General features: G+C 54.5%; 16 protein-coding genes. 4 read left to right on the forward strand and 12 right to left on the reverse strand.

Going from position 1 to position 19,546, the window contains the following annotated elements:
• Nucleotides 1-278 (forward strand): hypothetical protein (locus tag GOX53_RS29630; protein ID WP_217351958.1); only part of this gene is annotated, 278 nt, incomplete at its 5' end.
• Between the two features lie 195 nt (nucleotides 279-473).
• Here the strand turns inward: GOX53_RS29630 and GOX53_RS26690 are convergent.
• On the reverse strand, nucleotides 474-1,148 hold the full coding sequence (locus GOX53_RS26690) for a hypothetical protein (protein ID WP_171181818.1): 675 nt from the start codon (nucleotides 1,146-1,148) through the stop codon (nucleotides 474-476).
• Between GOX53_RS26690 and GOX53_RS26695 the strand changes: the two genes are divergently transcribed.
• Both GOX53_RS26695 and gspG read left to right on the forward strand, forming a co-directional pair.
• Nucleotides 1,117-1,647: an A24 family peptidase gene (locus GOX53_RS26695; protein WP_171181819.1), complete on the forward strand. Its 531-nt coding sequence runs from the start codon at nucleotides 1,117-1,119 to the stop codon at nucleotides 1,645-1,647. The two genes, GOX53_RS26690 and GOX53_RS26695, sit on opposite strands and share 32 nt — an antisense overlap.
• The gene (gene gspG, locus GOX53_RS26700; protein ID WP_171181822.1) at nucleotides 1,641-2,072 is read left to right on the forward strand and encodes a type II secretion system major pseudopilin GspG; all 432 of its coding nucleotides are present in this window, start codon (nucleotides 1,641-1,643) and stop codon (nucleotides 2,070-2,072) included. Before GOX53_RS26695 ends, gspG begins: the two co-directional genes overlap by 7 nt.
• On the opposite strand, the gene GOX53_RS26705 is transcribed toward gspG, so the two are convergent.
• From GOX53_RS26705 to GOX53_RS26735, 7 genes are all read right to left on the reverse strand, one after another.
• Entirely contained in the window at nucleotides 2,030-2,647 is a 618-nt protein-coding gene (locus tag GOX53_RS26705) for a hypothetical protein (RefSeq protein WP_171181824.1), read from the reverse strand. The genes gspG and GOX53_RS26705 overlap by 43 nt on opposite strands.
• Before the next feature lie 16 nt (nucleotides 2,648-2,663).
• The gene (locus tag GOX53_RS26710; protein WP_171181826.1) at nucleotides 2,664-3,062 is read right to left on the reverse strand and encodes a type II secretion system protein; all 399 of its coding nucleotides are present in this window, start codon (nucleotides 3,060-3,062) and stop codon (nucleotides 2,664-2,666) included.
• 49 nt (nucleotides 3,063-3,111) lie between these two features.
• On the reverse strand, nucleotides 3,112-4,281 hold the full coding sequence (locus GOX53_RS26715) for a type II secretion system F family protein (protein WP_171181828.1): 1,170 nt from the start codon (nucleotides 4,279-4,281) through the stop codon (nucleotides 3,112-3,114).
• 64 nt (nucleotides 4,282-4,345) lie between these two features.
• Nucleotides 4,346-6,382, reverse strand: a complete 2,037-nt coding sequence (gspD, locus tag GOX53_RS26720) for a type II secretion system secretin GspD (protein WP_171181830.1) — start codon at nucleotides 6,380-6,382, stop codon at nucleotides 4,346-4,348.
• A gap of 52 nt (nucleotides 6,383-6,434) precedes the next feature.
• The gene (locus tag GOX53_RS26725) at nucleotides 6,435-6,983 is read right to left on the reverse strand and encodes a hypothetical protein (protein ID WP_171181832.1); all 549 of its coding nucleotides are present in this window, start codon (nucleotides 6,981-6,983) and stop codon (nucleotides 6,435-6,437) included.
• Nucleotides 6,980-7,528 carry a hypothetical protein gene (locus GOX53_RS26730; protein ID WP_171181834.1) on the reverse strand — a complete coding sequence of 183 codons (549 nt, stop codon included), beginning with the start codon at nucleotides 7,526-7,528 and terminating at the stop codon, nucleotides 6,980-6,982. Before GOX53_RS26730 ends, GOX53_RS26725 begins: the two co-directional genes overlap by 4 nt.
• Nucleotides 7,525-8,502: a PilN domain-containing protein gene (locus GOX53_RS26735; protein ID WP_171181836.1), complete on the reverse strand. Its 978-nt coding sequence runs from the start codon at nucleotides 8,500-8,502 to the stop codon at nucleotides 7,525-7,527. The genes GOX53_RS26730 and GOX53_RS26735 overlap by 4 nt, the downstream gene beginning before the upstream one ends.
• A 114-nt stretch (nucleotides 8,503-8,616) precedes the next feature.
• Between GOX53_RS26735 and GOX53_RS26740 the strand changes: the two genes are divergently transcribed.
• The gene (locus GOX53_RS26740) at nucleotides 8,617-10,014 is read left to right on the forward strand and encodes a GspE/PulE family protein (protein ID WP_171181838.1); all 1,398 of its coding nucleotides are present in this window, start codon (nucleotides 8,617-8,619) and stop codon (nucleotides 10,012-10,014) included.
• 66 nt (nucleotides 10,015-10,080) lie between these two features.
• On the opposite strand, the gene GOX53_RS26745 is transcribed toward GOX53_RS26740, so the two are convergent.
• The 4 genes from GOX53_RS26745 to GOX53_RS26760 all read right to left on the reverse strand — a co-directional run bounded on the left by GOX53_RS26745 (nucleotide 10,081) and on the right by GOX53_RS26760 (nucleotide 18,745).
• Nucleotides 10,081-10,458, reverse strand: coding sequence for a hypothetical protein (locus GOX53_RS26745; protein ID WP_171181840.1), 378 nt, complete (start codon nucleotides 10,456-10,458; stop codon nucleotides 10,081-10,083).
• A gap of 2 nt (nucleotides 10,459-10,460) precedes the next feature.
• The gene (locus GOX53_RS26750; protein ID WP_171181842.1) at nucleotides 10,461-16,613 is read right to left on the reverse strand and encodes an RHS repeat-associated core domain-containing protein; all 6,153 of its coding nucleotides are present in this window, start codon (nucleotides 16,611-16,613) and stop codon (nucleotides 10,461-10,463) included.
• A 337-nt stretch (nucleotides 16,614-16,950) separates the two neighbouring features.
• On the reverse strand, nucleotides 16,951-17,523 hold the full coding sequence (locus GOX53_RS26755; protein WP_171181844.1) for an RloB domain-containing protein: 573 nt from the start codon (nucleotides 17,521-17,523) through the stop codon (nucleotides 16,951-16,953).
• Nucleotides 17,516-18,745, reverse strand: coding sequence for an ATP/GTP-binding protein (locus GOX53_RS26760; RefSeq protein ID WP_171181846.1), 1,230 nt, complete (start codon nucleotides 18,743-18,745; stop codon nucleotides 17,516-17,518). The genes GOX53_RS26755 and GOX53_RS26760 overlap by 8 nt, the downstream gene beginning before the upstream one ends.
• Nucleotides 18,746-19,546 lie beyond the last annotated feature (801 nt).

Consider the following 19,546-nt stretch of genomic DNA (forward strand, 5'->3'; position numbering starts at 1 on the left):
ATTCAAAGGTGGAAAATTCCAGTTCGCAATGGCCCGAAAATCGGGGGGAAGGTCACACGCAGCAGGGCTGCAAGGCCAGTTTCGATATGGCGGGCCACAAAGCCCAGTTGATCAATGAAAAACTCGCCCATATGTGGGATCTGAAAATTCCGGACCCTTCCAAAATCCTCTGCTTCAGGAAAAGAACTACCGGAATCCGCGCTTCCCGTCCACCGTTTGAGGTTGTCCACACATTGGAGAATTGCACCGCGTCGGTCCAATTGAGATGGTCTTGCTGATGGCGGAAGCCTGTTTTGATGCCCGTCAAAATCGGTGAAGATGACTAAAATGGGGACGCCTTCCCTAATGTAATTCGTGCTGACCAATCTTGATATTTGGCACATAGCTACTCGGCAACTTAGGTTTGCAGCAACGAATTGTTCGGGATCAGGCCCAGGGGCACTGATTACGGAATCCTAAAGCCGCTTGGATGCTTAGAAATTTTGTGCTTCGATTCCAGTTCCCGGCCTTACGCCGACCCGAACTGTTGTTGGCTGGGAAAACAGTATCAAGTTGCGGGGTAACTGTTTGGCCCAACCAGCTAAGCCTGATGGAACAGTTTCCAGATTAATTCTCCCTGACAGAGCGCTCTGTGTCACAAATTCCGCTGCTCCGGCTGTCATATCCAGATGGGCAAAAGTTTGTTCCACCGTTGCAAAGCGTTTCCCTTCGGGCAGGCTTCGGCGGAACACGTCGACCTGAACAGCGTCCAACCCAGCGGCTTGCAGAACCCTCGGGTCGGCGAGGTAGATATCTACAAGACCCTCGACGTCCTGCAGGCTCACGTGCCATTTATGCTGTCCGAATTCGAACGTGATCGGGGTGCCATCCAATCGGATGGAAGCGGACCGAGTATCCACACTTTCCACAAATGCTCGCGACACCACCGGTGCGAGCAACGCATGTACAGCATCAGATTCAATCTGTCTGTGCAATTCGGCCGAGAGGTGACCGAGAACGGTAACCCGAGCCATGCTGCGAGATTGCACAAGTGTAACGACGCCCGTTATAAGAATTGCGGCGACAATCACAGGCACCAGGACAATGCCTTTACGAGAATTGCGAAGGCGAACATTAGTGCACTGGAATTGGGCGATCGTCAGCTTCACTTTGCTGTATCTCCTCACCTATTGGTGTTTTGCGGCAAGCGGATCAGGCTCGACCACCCTCATATTACTTGTACCCTTGCTGGTATGGATCTCAACTGCTGATTTTCGCCATTTCATCGTACCCGACTTAGCTGTTGTCGGTGTGACCGCCGTAGGTCTTTGGATCGTTCGCGATGACCCATTGATCCCGGTCGTTGGAGCGATTGTAGTTGGTTCATTCCTGTGGGGTGCCAGCGAGCTGTTCTTTCGCTGGACAGGAAAAGACGGCCTCGGCCTGGGAGATGTAAAGCTTTTGGGCGCTTCGACCCTTTGCGTTGGACTTGAGGCAATTGGTCTGGTGATCGTCCTGGGATCGCTCTCGGGAGTTATTGCCGTGCTTCTCGCTCGTAAGAACACCCCAAGGGCCGGAAAGTCAGGCATTCCCTTTGCGCCATTTTTGGCATACGCCCTATTCCTGACACATGGTTTCGCTCCAATTTTGCAGGAAAGTTCATGGTAGAGCCCAGGGAAGATCGCCGCGCAAAAAACGCCGGGATTTCACTTCTTGAGATAATGGTTGTGTTGGCCGTCATGGGGCTGGTGATTGGCTTGGCCGCCCCCCGTTTGATGGCTACATTTGGCCGCGCGAAGTCATCTGTCGCGCAAACACAGATGGTGAACTTAAAAGGCGCTTTGCAACTCTTCTACATCGACAACGGGCGTTATCCAAACGCCGCCGAGGGCCTCGTGGCCCTGCTGGAGCCTTCACAGAGCCTGCCCAATTGGCGCGGACCTTACGTCGATGGTAACGAAGATCTGATCGATCCATGGGGACGTCGCTATTTGTACCGCTACCCGGGAAACGACGGAGCATTCGACATATACTCACTGGGGCGTGACAGTCAGCCCGGTGGCGCAGGAGAGGACAGCGACCTGAGTCTCTGATCTTCATTTAACCCGGGTCGTAGAACGATTGGTACCATCGGACCATCGTCTCCATTTGCCTCAATCTTCACTAGATCCGGCAATTGAACAGGATGTTCCCAGCTCGACTGCCATTCTTTTGAATGATTACTGATCAGCGTGCCGTAGTAACTAATCCGGAGATCGGTCGCACCGTCGAAGATCACGGGCTGCACTTCATGGCTGGTCCCGTCAGGAAGCGCTCCGCGAGCTGACACAAGCAACTGATTTTCGTGACGTTCCAGGGACACGAGTGTCGCGCCGCCAACCCAGAATCCTCCAATGTCGGTGACGGTTGCGAACTCCATCCGCGTGGCACTGCCCTTCAAAGCGAACGCAACCCCATCGATTGATGGCGCGCCGGGCATCAACCGGACCCACTGGCTCAAATCGTTGCGCGCAATTGCCGAGCCAATGAAACGCTCGTGGCCATCATCTCTGTCGAAGACCTTCCCATAAAACCCAAACGAAGAAGCGATCATGACGGATATGAACCCCATCACCATGAGCGCGATCATCGTTTCGAGCAGAGACACTCCACTGTTAAGTTTTCGCATGGATTGCACTGACTGTTCAGTCTCCCACTGGTAGTGCACTGATGACAGTCACCTTTTGATGATCCCGGCCAACGGCCCATACGGCGACGCTGACTTCCTGGTATGACTCACCGTCGAGAATAGGGTGACTTTGGGTGTTTGTTTCAATTTGCCAGGACCAGGTCTCCCGGTAGGACCCGGTCAATAAAGCGTCTGACCTTGTGACGGTATATTCTGAAACGATAGCCTGTGCGAACTGGAGTAGCTGCAGATCCAACTCAACTCTGTTTTGTCGCTTCAGGGATTGGATAGACGCAAGATACCCAACACTGATCGCCATTGCTATGATCAGAAGTGCGATCACTGCTTCCAGCAGTGCAAAACCAGATTTTCGGCCTTTTCTTCCCGCCCCTCTGTCAACGCGCCGAAGGTTCAATGAAACACTCCAGGTTTGGGATGAAGAAGCGTGTCATTGATTGTATCCATTAGAACGCCAACTCATTGACCTGCAATATTGCACTCATGATTGAATAGATGAGAACACCGATACCGCCACCCAGCACAAGTGTCATCATGGGTGTCAAGTATCCTATCATCCGCTGGAGTTGTCGTTCTTGCTGGAACTCCAGAAACTCGGCAAGCGGCGACAGTGCTTCCACTAGGCTGTTGGTCTCTTCCCCAACCCGAAACAGCTCCTTGACAACATTTGGGGTGGTTGGGGCTTTCTCTATTGCGCGCCAGGCTCTTCCGCCCTTCTGCAGTTCTTCAAAAGCCTGAGTGGCGTAGAGACCGCTTGCACGCTCGTCGGCAGATGACGACAACTCCCGAAAGGCTGCTGGAAGTGAAATACCTCCCTCAAGGAGAACAAGTAGGGCACGGATATCACGGATAAGAGCAGACCTGCGAAGCAAGCCACGTATGACCGGCATACGGTGAAGCAGCGCCAGGCGGATCGACCTCCCACTCTCGCTAGAGAGCAGAACTGTGACAGACCCCAAAAGGAGAGCAGAGCTACCGATAACCAGAAGTGAGGCTTCGGTTAAACCGCTGCGAAGCGCCAGGAAGGCCCGCAACGCGGACGGGGTCGCCACGTTTGCAGATCTGAATATTGGCTCCAGTGAAGGAGCCACCACAAAAGAAAAGACAAGGATCACAACCACGGCCGCAACAATCAATATCGCCGGGTAAACAAGCGCACCCAAGATCTGTGCACGCGACTTCGCCTGGTTTCTGAGGTACTTTGCCAGTCCGCCCAGAGCATCAGGCAGTTTATTCGCTTCGAACGAGACCTTCAGGAGCGAGCAGAATATCGGCGAAAAACCTGTTCCCGCCGTCTGAAACGCTTCTGTAAAAGGCACCCCATCTTCTACGAGTTGCCCTGTTCGTTCAAAGTGCAGCCGCATGGCTGGGCTATCGACACTCTCGCTCAAAATGCGCAAACCATCAGCCAATGGAATACGTGCTTGGAAAACGACGGCCATCAACTCCGCTGCAGATGCCTGATGGTTTAGTAAAAACTTGCCTGAGGAGAACGAAATATCTCTGGTGTACCACGGCTTAGAGGAACTGCCGGTGCCCTCCGGCCTGAGCTCGTAAATGGTGGTCCCGGTGGCTTCGATGATGTTCAGCGCCTGCACCTCACTTGCGGCGACCACTGTTCCGCTATCATCCGATCCATTCTCGGCTATACCGCTATACGAGTATCGTGGCATTTTGGGATTAACGAAGGACCTCGTCCAAGGTGTGTTTCGGGCTGCCGAGGCCATTTTGAAGAATGGAGTTCGCGCCGGATAGTTTGTTTCGCCATTGAGCCGTAGCCGAGCTCGCCGCCTGCGCATTGTGGACCACTTGCGGGCGGATCAAAATCAATAACTCAGTCCGTTTCTTTGTACTCTCTTTCCTCCGAAACAAACCGCCAACAACCGGAACCTTTCCAAGCCCCGGGACTTCCGTGCGCGTCAAGTTATCACCCTCCTTGACGAGCCCGCCGAGCGCAAGCGTCTGGCCGTTTGAGAGAACAACACTGGTTTGAACCTTTCTTTGACTGATCGTTGGACTGTCGATTCCAGATGTCCGGGTCTCCGCGACATCGCTGACCTCCTGGGTGATATCCATGGTCACGTGCCCGGAGTTTCCGATGCGCGGCTTCACCCGCAAAATGATACCGGTATCTCGATAGTCGATTTGCGTCAGAACGGCGGACCCCTCCGAGGTATCACTGGACGTCTGAGTAGCAATTGGAACCTCATCACCGATCTGCAGCACACCTTCTTTGTTGTCGAGCACCATGAGTGTTGGCGAGGAAATCACTTTCACGTCGGTAACACTTGCCAGTGCCGAAAGGGCCACTTTCGCTCCGCCAGTTCCAAATACCGCTGTGAAACCGGGATTGGTTCCTGCCACCGCACCTGAGTCCAGATCCGAAAACCGAAAATCCCAGTTTCCGGCCTCAAAGAACCATCGCACGCCAACGTCGACCGTGTCGTTTAGCGTCACTTCAGCGATCGTCGCTTCCAGCAGAACCTGGCGCGCCGCTGTATCCAATTCTCGCAGCAAGGCCTGGATTTCCAGATGTTGGGGCCGCCTGGCCCGGACAATCAGGGCATTCCGGCTGTTATCCGCAGCAACGCGCGCAGCGACTTCTTTTCCTGGTGTGGGAACAGGTTTGCTCTCACCCGCTTTCCCGTTCTTGCTGCTATCAGTACTTCCCGACAGCAGGTCATTCAGAATGGGCGCAACCTCTTCCGCGCTACGGTTCTGTAAGCTGTAAGTTTGAAGATAGAGGGACGACCCTTCTGCCGTCCGGTCCAGATCGCGTATCCATTTCTGAGCTCGATCCAGGTATTTCTTTCGGGACGTGATAATCAAAACGGACCCCAGGCGCTGGTTGGGCACAAACTCAACCACACCGTTCAGGTTGCCGCCCTCCTTGGTCTCAAAAATCGTATTAAGCTCGTCCACAATCGCATCCGGATCTGCTGAGCGCAGGCGCACCAGAGCAATGGATTTACCTTCCAGAACATCCACGTCAAAAAGATTCAACGCATCGAGCGCAGCTTCCAGTTGCTGCGGATTTCCACTCATCAGCAGGAGATTTCGGCTTCTGTCCCCTACAAGATTCAGCCCCTCTTCAACCAAGGGCTCAAGGAGATTGATCATCTCTCCGGTTGACACGAACTGAAGCGGAGCCACGACTATCGAGGCCCCATCGCCCAAATTGTCCGAGGCAAGGCGAAACGTTCGATTTCCCGATGTTCCCGGAACCACCTTCACAACGTTGCCAGAGCGTTCCAATTTTGCACCATTTGCCGCCAACCCAGCTTCAAAAAGTTCGAGCAAGGCTTGCTTAGGAATTGGGCCCGTCGATTGAATGGTGATCCGGCCGTTCACCTGATCGGATACTGCATACGTGATGTTCAGCGTGTCACCCAAAACAGCCTTTGCTGCAGCCTCAACACTTGCATTTACCAAGCTCAGTTCAACTTTTTCTTTGCCTGATGGCACCACAATAGCTTGAGAACGTCCTTTGCTCGACCGGGACGCGGAGTTCACAAATGTATCTGTTCCGCGCTGCAGTGAAGTCGGACGATGCTGATCTTCCCCTCTGAACGACTGAAAGAAGCCACGCGACCCTTGGGAACTCACGGGGCCGTCGGCTCCAAACCGTCCGGAGCTTGGTCCGGTCTCCGGATCGCAAGCCGAAACGACGAACGCGCAAACCACGATCATTGCTTTCCCGAGAAGTGTTTTTGACATGCCGGCCTGTAATTGCGTGAGAGCGCTTTTTATTTTGGACCAACTATAGAGATTATTCGAAAAGATGCACAGTAAATTCCTGCCTGTCGGCGCCGAAAGTCACGCTATTTCGGTTAATTTTCGTGAGTTTCCACCCTTCAAAGGTGTACCCGACCTCACGCCAATGGCTTTCGGCTTCTTTATCGGTGCTAATCAAGGCCGAGGCCGCCTCACCCTCAAACTTAATGCCGGATAGACGCACATTAGGACGTACTGGAGGGGACCGCAGTTCAAGGGCTTCCTCATTTTCTTCTGAGCTTTCCGGTGGCAGAGGTGTGGAGATCAGCATTTCTGTGTCTGGCGGATTTGACTTGATCGGCTGGCGCGTTGGCGAGAAGAGCGGCGCTTCTACCACATGCGTTGTGGAAATCGGCAGCTCAGACTCATCGTCTTGTGCATTCACCACCCGATCTGCTCTGGGCTCAACTGGCTCGTCAGACACCGCAATGGGTTTATCAATGTTCGGTTGCGCCCGACCTGAGACAAAGAGAGAAGCCAACATGGCACCAAGTATAACCGCACATGAAGCAATTGATGGGAGTAACCGACCCAGCCGCATCATGTCCCTTGCTCTCCCTCCACCCAATATCTCCAGACTGAAATCCTGGCGAATACAGGCGTTTCAACACCTTCGATCAATCTGGGGGACAAGCGCCTCACCCATATCTTTTCCACGGCAATCGGAGGGTTTGCGCGTTCCAACTCGCTGAGAAACGCGACTACGTTTTCAAAGGCCCCCTCCGTTTCAACGAAGAACCCGGCAGAACGCGCGCCCATGCCTTGTGGGCTGCTATCTTGTCCAAACGCATTTGGCCGCAGGTCCACTTCGTTCGCCATGTGAAGCACATCCTCCTGCAGATCGATCTCAGCCTGTTGCTGGTTCTCCGCGAGAGTTGCAACGCGGTCGATGTTCGGCAAACTTTCAGCCGAGCTTTCGATCTCAGAGAGTCGCAGCCGAACCTCGTGCAAAGCCTGCTGTGCCGCACGTAATCGATCGGAATTGACCCGAAATTGATCACCCATGGGGTAAGTCGTCACTGCAAACAGCAGAAAGGTCACCCCCGCGACCAGTACAAAGGATGTTGCGGCAACGATCAGAGGTTTCATTCTGCTTGCAGGCCCAGAACGATATCAAAACGACTTTGTCCTGTTAACCTGTCCATTACGATGGGCCCATCTAGTTTGGCACTTTGAACCCAGGTTTGTGAGAGTAGTGATTGAATAAGTTCAGGAATGTCGTGGCTTGAGTGCCCGGATATCCTCAATGTCTGAGCTGCTAGATTAAACTCCGTCAGCCAAGTGTCATTTGGCAAGATTTCGGTCAATTCAAGTAATAGTTTTGTTCTGCCCCGCCCCTGCTTCAATCGGTTCAGATCCTCGGTCAGCCTCTGATGATTGGCGACTTGAGACGACTTCGCCTGAGAAATTTCCACAGCACGTTCAGCCAATTCTATTTTCGCACTTTCAAGTTCCTGAATCCGTTCAACCGCCCGGGCGTTGTCTGCTCTGACATGGAGTACGTGGAGCAACCACAATGCGAGAACAACCAACAGGGCTCCCCCCATCCAACTCACGGCAGCGCGATCGGTCATGCGCCGGTTGTCAACTAGCGGCTCGCAACCCGACATTCCGTCAACGCGCAGGGTTCTGAGTAGAACGCCCTGCCGGTGAAAACGGTCGGACAACTGGTCAACGGCCCGCTGCTTTATGACAAATGCCGTCAGCGTGATTTGATCACCAGCTCGTTCAAAGTTGCCAAGTCGGCAAAGCATGCCCGAACCCTGATTTGGGAGCTGCTGTGTTAGCTTCAGTTCCGCGGCCGCCACGGCCTTGCCACCGACCTTCGACGGCAGATTGATGTCCTTCACCAAAAAGGCGGACCGGTTCAGGGATACATTCACAACCTCTCCGGATTTCAGATCACCCGGCAAAGGCGCATCGGCGCGGTCAAGGACGATGCGCCTGATCCCATCGGGACGAAATCCGGGTTGAAAGACCCAGAACGGAACAATCCGTTGCGTATGAACGAATAGGCGGTTCAGCGCGTGGCGCAGATGCGGCATTGACAAATTGGTGTGCATCAAAGCTCTTGGCTATGTCGCGACATAAGATAGTAAGTTATTTATCTGCAATTTTTTCGAGAATGACCAGTGTCGATACACCCCGGGGACTTTGAACAAGAACTTCTAAGGCGGTTGGAGAGTGAAGATGCCATTGAAACGGCCGTTGTCGCGCGCGGGCGAAAACTCGCGCGGCTGGAGAAGATCCCGCTCGATCGTGCACTGCTCAAGCTTGGGTTCATCGAAGAGGGGCAGTTGCTAAAGACATTGGCGGATGTTCTGGATCTGCCCTATATCGACGACCCGGGCCGGTTGTTTGTGGATAAAACCGCTGCTGCCGAGCTTGGGGCCAGCTATCTCGACATGCACGCAGTTGCGCCGATAACGTCCGAGGATGGTAAAACCTCACTGCTGACCGCCGATCCGGGCAACGCTGCGGTGCTTGAAGAGGTTGAGTTCCAGTTGGAGAAACCGGTCCGCCTCCTGATCGCGCCGACGCATGCGATCCGGAAATGTCTTGAAACGGCGACCCGGCGGGCCGAGGCCGAGACGTCCGAGGATGTCACGGCCCGCGATCAGTCCGCATGGCGAGCGAGCCAGGCGGATGGGCCGATCATCAGATTCGTGGCAGAAAAGATGAATGATGCGGTGGCCGTCGGGGCGTCGGACATTCACTTTTCCAGCACGGCCAAGGGGCTGGGCCTGCGGTTTCGCATCAACGGCATCCTGGTCACGCAATCCGGGGTCAGCCACATCAACGCGACCTCGGTCATGGCGCGGCTCAAGGTGATGTCGGGCATGAACGTGGCCGAAAGGCGGCTGCCACAGGATGGACGGATCAGCTCGGTCATTGGAGGGCGGGTGATTGATTTCCGGGTCTCAGCCCTGCCTACGGAACAGGGCGAGAGCATCGTGTGCCGGGTTCTGGACCCCTACGCGCTGCGCCTTGGGTGGGACAAGCTGGGATTCGAGCCCGAGATCGAGGCGCAGGTAAAGCAGATCATCGAACAGCCGAGCGGGCTGTTTCTGGTCACCGGCCCCACGGGGTCGGGCAAGACGACGACGCTCTATACCGCGCTGACGCACCTGAATTCGCCCCGGCGCAAGATCATCACGGTCGAGGATCCGGTGGAGTATCAACTCGACGGGATCGAGCAAGTGCAGGTGCATGATGAGATCGGGCTGACCTTTGCCAATGCGCTGCGGTCGATCCTGCGGCAGGACCCGAATGTGATCATGCTGGGCGAGATCCGGGATTCCGAGACCGCCGAGATCGCCTGCCGCGCGGCGCTGGTGGGGCGAATGGTGCTGTCAACGTTGCACACCAGTTCTGCTGCCGGTGCGGTGACCCGGCTGGTGGATTTGGGAGTGGATGAGTTTTTGGTGCAGGATGTGTTGCAGGGAGTGCTGGGGCAGGAACTGGAAGTTGCATATTGCAATGAATGCAAAGGGATAGGTTGCCGACTCTGTAAGGGCTCTGGGAGCCATGGCCGCGCGTTAAAAGTCGATCTAAAGCCTGGCGCCTCACAATAACTTCGTTACCCACCCGTGTTAGCGACTTCCTGAAGAGTGCTGTTGCACATTTTCAGAACAAAAAAGCTAGGTTGGCTTGCAAAACTGATCGACCCAACCACCTTCTGCAACCAATTCCATTCCAGGGTCATCAAAATAGTCTAGTAATGATGTGGCATTGCCGCCTTCCTGTACGACCATAATTTCAAAAGAATAACCAACATCAGGGCTGCAAAAATTAGTTAGATGGTTCAAAAGTGCGTGCATAACCATCACTGAGCTGTGTTCGATCAATTCCAGCAAAACCTGGGTATCAGCTCCGTCTAACTTTCTAAGTAGTGGCCCTAGAGTCTCATTTTGGCGCAAAGGGTGATTTTCATCATTAAGTGGACCAGAATATATCCGCAAAACTTGATTCAGAACACTTTCTACTAAATCCTTACCGATCTCTTCTTGTACACCCATGTTCATCTTCCCGGAATCCTTGTTGGAGCACGCACACCTTGCCCTATAATATTCAGTTCACTTCGAACTGCAATTTCTCTCGCAAGACTTGGATTCACACCGGCATCAATCAACGTTTCTGCAGCGATCCTAGTCTGAGCAGCCATATTGTTGGGCGCCCCAGAGTCACGCAGTTGTCTCTGCAACCGTGATTGAGTAGTAGTGATTGAGTTTTTCCCGATATGGGGTTTCTTTGCTCCAATTGCTTCTAGCGCATCAATGCTCAACGACAACGCCTGATTGGCGTCATAATTTTTGGCGCCGCGAAAAGCGGCCTGCTGGTGTATATGATGCCCTCTGACAGATTTATATGGTTGCGCCAAAGAGGCTTTAGCAGAAACGCCCACCGGCGCCGCGAGGCGTCCTTTCGGAACTATAGAGCCACCTGCCGTCACGCCAACAATACCCGCCTCGACCAAAGCATGCAGAGCTTGACGCCCAGGCTTACCAATTCGATTTAGACGTCCAATCTCCTCTTCAATCGCCTTGTCCTGCTCCCAAATGCGATCTTGGGCAATCGCGGCATCTAGCTTGCCGCTAATATAGTCTGCAGTAGTATCATCGATGATTTGTTGAGCGCCCCGGATACGGTCTTGGGCTTGAGTGCGTGTGCCTTCATTACCTCCAAAAAGACCGCTAAAAAAATCACGCAACCCGTCACCGAATACATTCCCACCTGGATCGAACTTATTCACAGGATCGTTTGCGGAGTACGCGTATCGGTTTGTCCCCACACCTGGCTGTGTCACTTCGAACCAATCTGGTTGGATGAACATGGCAAGTTCGGGGTCGTAGTATCGGGCGTTGAGGTATTGTAGGCCGGCATCGGCATCGTAGCGCTCGCCGATGAAGCCCTTGGTTTCCTCCGCTGCCGCCGCGTCCGAGATCCAATCGCGGGTTTGGCCGAACGGGTGGTAGACGGTGCGCTTGTCCTCGGCCCCGTCGGCCCCGGTGATCAGCCGCACCGAGCTCAGTTGGTCGCGGTGCATATAGCTTGCCGCGCCATTCACCAGCCGCACGTCGGGGTGCGGATAGGTCACGATCTCTTCGGCAGCGCCCTGCCCGAAGTTGCGGATCTCGACATCGCCAAAGGTCACGGTGACGGCCTCGCTGGCGGTGCCCGTCTCTTCGATCTTTTTCAACCGGGTACCGTCGGCGCCATAGACATAGGACGTCGTCCGGCCCGCATGAGTGACGCTGAGCGGACGGTTTTCGCCGTCATAGCTCATCACCTTGCCGTTCAGCCCCAGCGTCATGTTGCCGTTGGCGTCATAGTTCAGGCCCTGCCCCGCGACCGTGGTGGGCCGGTGGGTGCCGGGCAGATAGCTGTAATCGCCCACATGGCTGTTCGAACGCATGTTGCCCGCGGCATCATAGGTGAACGTCTGATCGAACTCGGTCGCGCCGTCTCGGTTGGTCACCGTCAGCAGGCGCCCGGCGTAGTCATAGCTGTAGTCGAGATTACCCTGATCGCGAGTGGTCCATTGCTGCGTTACGCGGCCGGTCGCCGATCGGGTGTATTGCGTTTTGGCAAGGGTTGCCCCGGCACTGTCGCGTACCTCGGCCCGGTCCATCCAACCGCGCCCAAACGAGAACTCGTTCAGTGCCCGCAGGCCGTTGCCGTAGGTGACCTCGGTCGTATTGCTCCAGAAGTCGTAGGTGACACCGGTGATATGCGGGCCGAAGCCGGTCAGCCGGTTCGCGGCATCATAAGCGAAGGGATCGGTCCACGCGGTTGTGGTCTGGCCCGGTGTCGTCGGCAGGGTCCGGCGCAACAGTGTGCCATTGGGCGCGTATTCATTCTCCAGAGTGTAGGTGGAGCCATCAATCTCGTGCCGTTCTTCCGCAAGCAGGCCTTGATTGTTGTAGTCATACTCGATGGCATGCGTGCCGTCGATTGCGACCCGGGTCAGCTGGCCGATATTGGCGAAGGAGCCGCGCGGCTGGTCGTAAGTGTAGCGTGTGACCACATTGTCCAGTCCCGGCCCGGCCACTGTCTTGGTCAGAGCCCGGTCCAGCGCATCATAGGTATATGCGATGGTCTGTCCCTTGGCATCCGTCTGCCGTTCCAGATTGTCGGTGGCGTCATAGGTCATGGTCCAGAGACCCAGCCCGGGATCGTCAGCCGTCAGCCGGTTGCCATAGGCGTCATAGGTATAGGTCCATTCTGCACGGTTCGGGTCACGCACGCCCACCAAGCGATTCAGCAGATCATAACCGTAGTGCGTGTAGCGCCGCACCGTGGATGATCCGACGTCGGTTCCAGCATTATCTTCCCGGAAACTCAGGATCAGGTTTCCGCGCGCGTCATAGACGTTGCGTTGCCAGCGGCAGAGCGTGGATGTATCACCATCGTAGCAGTCGGCATCTTTAGTCTCGACGCCCGGAAACGATGTGCTCTGCCCGGTTCTGTATGATGTAAGTCCACTGGAGGCGTAGTAGAGGCGGGTGGTATAGGTGCCATCCGGGGCGGTGGCTTTCGTCATCCGTCCCAGCGTGTCATAGCGGTAACTTGTCCGCCGATTTGCTGCCGCATGATTGTCGAGCGCGTTTTGCCAGTCCATCGGAATGCTGGACCAGGCGACATTGCCCCGGCGGTCATACTCAGTCAGCGTCACAAGCGCGTCATTGATGTCGCTGGTGCTGCCGCTGGCGGTTGTTTTGTAGATCTGGCCAAAGCCGTCAAAAAACTCCCGGGTTTCGGTGTATTGCGCTCCGCTCGCCTCGGATGCAGAACGGGCACGGGTTTTATTGTGCTGTGCCGTCGGGTTTCCGTAGGAATGATAGCTTGTTGCGATCTCATGACCGTTCGGGTTGCGGGTCAGGATTTCCCGGCAATGTGCGTCATAGCTGATATCGGTGACCAAGCCGTTCGCATCGGTTTGCTTCACGGGGACCTGACAACTATGGTCCCAATTGGTAGTGGTCACCTGACCGGCTGCATTTGTTGTATGAATTCGGAAAAGGTGCTTGTGACCGTCATAGCTGTAACTGGTCACCCGCCCCTTGGCGTCTGTCTCGGTCAGGACATTGCCCCAGCTGTCATAGGTGTACTGGCGGACAATCTTTTGGTTCAGGTTGTTCTCACCCATCCACAATCGAACATCGGTGAGTTGCCCGCGAACTGGCGGATTGCCGTTGAATGTGGGCTCTCCGTCGTAGCGGTAGTATTCGCCCTCTAGCCAGGTTGATTTGTCACTGGAGACTTCCGAACCCGATTGTACGACCCGATACGTCGGTTTGTTGACGATGTACTTGCCGTGGTTCGGGTTGTAGTTGAACCGAATAATCCGGTCATCTTTGAACCCAGGCAAACCAAACTCAATGATTTCTCTGGGCTCGCCATACAGGTTCAACCGATACTCTGTCGTGCGTTCGAGCAGGGACGACCCGTTTCGAACCTTTACCCGTGTCTTGGTCTTCTGGGTCCGCTGCGGTTTGTTGTTCAGGCCGGTTGCGGTCCAATCGTTGATCTCCTGCCACCACGTGGTGGTCCCAACGAACAACGTGCGCGACTTGACCTTGCCCCGCAGCGCTAGGTTCGCCCGGCCCTTGTCATAGTTATGGACATAGGTTGTAACCAGCCGCGGCCGTTCCGCTTCACCCTCGATCGCAGGCAGGGTGGCGGTTACAGTCCGGTATCCCAAGGGCCGCCGCCGTTCATAGTCGTAACGGTTACCGACATAGCTGTAATCGGTCACCCGGTTCTGACCATCAAAGCCATTCGACCGCGTGATCTGTCGCACCACGTGGTAGGAGCGCGGCACCTTGTTGTCGTTGAAATGCGCAGACGGTCTGTACTGTACAGTCACTTTGCCGCCAGTAGGTTCGCTAACAGATGTCAGGAGACTTTTCGGCTCGTATTTGCCAAACAGGATGCCGTTGTCATATTTGCCAACGATATCCCCAATGCCATTCCCGTCGACATCCGCCAATACACCTGCAAAGTTACCCCAATAGCTTGTTGCCGAACCACTTGGACCGTTTCTCATCCGTGAAAAGGAAGTCCCCGTCGAGATGAACGGATGCGACCGCCATTTGTCCTTCTGACAATGCGTGGAGTTGACGCGGCACTTCTCCGCGATTACGACATCGGCCAGGCCATCCCCGTTCATATCCCGGACTTGAAGGTTGACGCCTAGCCAACCGGAGTCGCCAATCCCTTCGCTCGCGGGATACCACTCCGTGCCATTGGAATGGAAATGCTTGCCTTTCGACAGGTGGACACGAATTCCCCTTGGCTGGTTGGAAAGTTGCGCAAAAACCACCATATCCTGTGCGCCGTCACCATTAAAATCACCAAAGCCAATATTGTGAACCTGATGTGCATCCTTGTAGCGCTTGACCGGGTTCGGAAACACGCGCTTGGTGAAGTTTCCGTCGATCTGAGGGTCCCAATACTCCCAATCATTACCGCCATTTATGACTTTCCCGAAAATCTCATTCTGGCCATCGCCATCGATATCGGCAACGTAGGGTCCGTTTGCTAGCAGTTCCCGTCTTGAGATCAGAACTCCATCATCACCAATCTGATACAGCCAATTGTTCGGTTTGGGTTCAAATGGTTTGTCCGGATCGGGTTCATGCTCGGGGATTACGATTGCTTCGAGCTTATAGTCTGTATCGAAGTTCCCAATTATATCAGGAAACGGTGTTATTCTCTCGGATGTCCCCGGTGTAACACCTCTGACGGCAGAATTGATCTTGCTCTTGGACTCCATCCATCCGTCTTCCTGCCATTTCCGCACCACCCAGCGGTCGTAGTAGTAATGAGTCTGATTGGATGACGGCAGGTATCGTGAGAATGTTCTAAAGACATCGTAATAATATGTGCCTGTCTTTACAGGAAGAGAAGCCTCCGACCCCTTCATCTCTCTAAGCGGCTGAGGCAGGGTTCGCGCGACCATAGCGCGGTCTTTGTTGAATTGGTAACCCCAGATTCTGCCGCCATTCCAAGCAAATACTTCCTGGAAGCCGTTTTGGTCCAGGTCCGTGACAGCTTCGGTGTTGCTGAACACCTTGTCGCCACTGATCCGCCATAGGAAGGACATCGCGTCCGGCGAATAGGTGAACCGGTAAGGCTGCCCGAGTTGCGGTCCGCTTGCGATCCGATTGTCCACAACCTCGAAGCCTGCGCCATAACGGCGAACGGTTGCGAGCCGACTGACATCGGTCTGGCCGCTGACGTTGTAATCCAGCTGATATGCACGAATTTTGTTAGAACTAAGGTGGATTTGAATGCTGCTGATACGGAAATATTGTCTACCGGTTAACCCGGTACCCGTTGCGTAGGACGGCTCGGACGCAACCTCGAAGACACTCTGATACCGTAAAAGTACGCGGTACAGCTTTTGCCCATCCGGCAACTGATAATGGATGTCCGTCAGCCGAGGCGCATATCCATTGTGATTGCCAGCAAAGGCATACTGGTAAACAACTTTGTTGCCATTCAGATCCTCGACCCACGATAACAGAAACCGGCTGTGGTCCAGAACGAAATTCTCTTCCGAATCCTCCACCGTCGTGATGCCCGACAGGTCTTCCATGGACTCGTAGACACGCAAAGTGCCGTCCTTGGCCCGGACATAGAATTTGTGCTGACTGAAGTTTATCTTTGCATAATTGTCGCTATACGTAACGAAATGCCCCCCCGACGAGCAGCTTGCACTGGCCCGGTTGGTCTTGCGCTGACTGGGATAATCTCTGGTCAGCTTGTTCGTTGCTGCCGCATCATTGCACAGCAGTAAGTCTTCGCCATCCAGACGAAAAATGTCCTGCTTGTTTCTGAACGTCGGCGCACCGCCTCCCAGTGACACCCGTTCAATCGAAGACAACCCACCCAGTCGCCAACCCACGCCAAGTACTGCATCCGGGGAGCCGCGGCCATTGAAGGACGAGCTGTAGTTTAGAGCTAGGCGCGGCTCAAGTCCACGAAACGACGGCACGTCGATCGGGACGGAATACCGAAAGCTCCCATCTGACAAAACGTCATTGGGCACCGCAACCTCAAGGTTTTTGGAACTGGCATATTGTGGGGCGTCCTGCGCGTGTCCTCGTTCAATTGCAACCGACCCAAAAAGCAACCCAACAAAACCAGCAAACAGAACACGCTTCATGAAAAATTCCTTAACTTCAGCCTTCTAAACGGTATTAGTTGTTTAATACCGGCCAATAGTCAATGGCTTTGGAGTTCAATGGCAGGTATTTACGCATATGCATGCTAAAGGTGAGTTTGTAGGAGAACAGGCGCATTCATAATACTGTCCAAAATAATGGAACAATACCCTGGGCTCTTACCCGTTTGTTTCTTGAATTGCATTGATCAAGGTAATTGAGCGCGCTTGCCTACCGCATTTGCCGGTGCCGCCACTGGATGATCAAAGGCCCCAACGACAGCGGTTGTACAACTCAGATACTCCATCCGCACCTCGCACCGTTGAGCTGTGCCTCCAATTAGAGGAGGCCAATATCGTGCAGAAGCCCTTTGAAGTCGCGGTTTTGCGGCCTCGTGGCCGCAGCTCTGACCATCTTGGCATTGAGCTTTTTCATCAAATCCTTGGCCGACAAGCCCTTTCGATAACCCTCCCAAGCTTTCGACAACTGTTTTAACGCCTCGGCCGCATTTGGTGGTGCTGCGTTTCTGGTTTCCTCAAAGTGCCGAAGCAGAAACGCTTCAAAGCAGCAATCCTGGAAGACTAATTCAAACCCAGCCTGCGCGGCCGCCTTTTTCATCCTTATGTTCTCGGCGTTGACGGCGCTCAACCAGTCGGTATCAAGGACTATGTATTTCGACGAGTACTTGTTGCTCCTGCCCCGCTGCTTCTTCTGAGCGATTGCGATGGCTTTTGTCACGAGCTTCTGAGCGTTGCCCGTCCTCCCCGGTACATTCAGATCGAGGTGGACACGCAGACCGCCGTCCTCTGCGAAGCTTTGCAGCATCGCCGCGTAGCCTTGCTCGCTTTCGCCTTCGCAGGCGACAAATATTGATTTCCGTCGTCCCCTGATCAACTCAGTTCCATCACCCAATCACGGGAACGGCTCCATACTCGCCGCTCATGTATTTCCCATAGAAGTTCTCAGTCCGGCGAACGCCTTCGATCTCTGACAATTTGAACACGGTCGTGTTGCCCGTTTGGTCCTTTTCACAGAAGAGGACCTCCTCCTTTGTAAGCTCCGACAGCAGACTCGCCGAGTGGCACGTCATCCACAGCTGAGCGCCATTCGGGTTCCGTTTGTCGTCTCCGAACCACCGCAAGATCTCCGGTAGCAAGATCGGGTGAATTGTTGTGTCCAGCTCGTCGATTATGGCGATACCGCCAATGGCTAGCGCTTGCACAATATGAGGGAATACCTTGACGAAGTTCTTCGTCCCCTCGCTCTCCCTCCGCAACGGGATGATTTGGTCGAGGCCAGAATGTTGAAAGTGAAGTGATAGATCATCGAGGTATTCCACAACCTTGATGTCTTCGATGCCCAAATCAATTCGGCCCGAGACGTCTTTCAGGAGCTCAAATGCTCCTGGTTGCTGATGGTAAAACTTCGCAACTTCCCTGTCGTCGATCAGCACTTTCTCGATGAATATATCCGAGTAGATGGCCGAGACTGATGCGACGAAGTTTTTCGCTACAGGATTGTTCAGTCTTGCGAGTGTCGAAACTATGCTCGCTCGCGGATGCAGAACCGACTCCAGAGCTGTCCGCGTGCCCTTATCGATAAGGCCTGAGGCAGACTTAGCAATCTCCCGCCCGCGCCGCTCCAATATCGTCATCGGCTTGCCACGCCCTTTGGGCTGGTAGCTGATCTTTTCGACGAGAACTTCATCCTCGAGACCGTCCCCTTCCGATGTCCTGCGAGGCCCCAGAACCACCTCGTAGGTATATGGGCACTGGGCACCATCCTCAGTTGGATTTGAGAAGTCGACAAACCCGGCGAAGCTGAACGCCAAACGCGTTGGTTCCCCAATCTTCTCTTTCGACCCGAACTTCTCGTAGGGCAGCGGAGCATGCGGCTGCCAATCAAAGCTGCTAGTGGTGAACCAAGCGGCGAACGTTATCGACCGAAGCACGTTGGTCTTGCCAGCAGCGTTGGGTCCAAATAGCGCCACAACATTCGGAGCGCGTTCATCAGATCCTTTGTAGATGGGTGACAGCCGTCCGAGGACATCGTCCATACCCTTTCTAGCTCGAAGATCGATCAAAACAGGCTCCGCGATCGATAGGAAATTCTCGATTTCTACCTTGAACAGCATGACTCACTCCATTCCATTGAAAAAGTAAGGGGTATTTTGCTGTTTTCAACAAAATTTTGTCATTACAACGAAAATAGTACTTTTCGGCAAATGGCTGACTGACGTTTTGGCAGCGAGACAGGCTGTGCTGCGGCATCGTGGGCAGCAGTCCAACGATGCCCTTGGGCCGCCCCGAGACCTTGTAAATTCCGATTTGTGTGCATATCTGCCAACAATTCAATCGACGCTGCGACTGCGGCGAGAGTCGGCGTTCTTGGCATATCGAAAAATCGCGAGGCTCAACTCTCCGCCGACGTGGACGGCGGCGCCCGGTTTCCCGGCACCCCGCCTCATTCGTGCCCTATGGATCGGGTGCGACACGAATGTACGGGTTGAATGCCGTGCGTCGTCCCGGATTGCAACAGGGCAGGCAGGACAACGGTCTTATCGCACTAAAATCGGCACCACCCCAAAAAGGAGGCTGGCGTTGGAATACCGCCAGCCTTGCTTGAGTATAAGCGTTCGAAGATGCGCTCATTCATGACATATGGTGGTATCAAGGTAAATGAGCGCACTTGCTATCCGCCCTTGCTGCCGCCGCCAGACACCCAAGGCTTACGGCGGCAGCAGCCGTTGGCATTGTGTTTCACCCACCCATAAGCGTTTCCACCTTCTTTGACACCTTCTCGGCTGCACGTTCCAGGTACTTCGCATCGAGATGTGCATACCGCTCAGTACTGTTGGGAGAGCGGTGCCCCAGCAGCTTTCCGGTCATCGACAGGGTCTCGCCGGACATGATGGCATGGGAGGCATAGGTGTGCC

Origin of the sequence: Ruegeria sp. HKCCD8929 (genome assembly GCF_013031405.1) — a bacterium.
GTDB lineage: Bacteria > Pseudomonadota > Alphaproteobacteria > Rhodobacterales > Rhodobacteraceae > Ruegeria.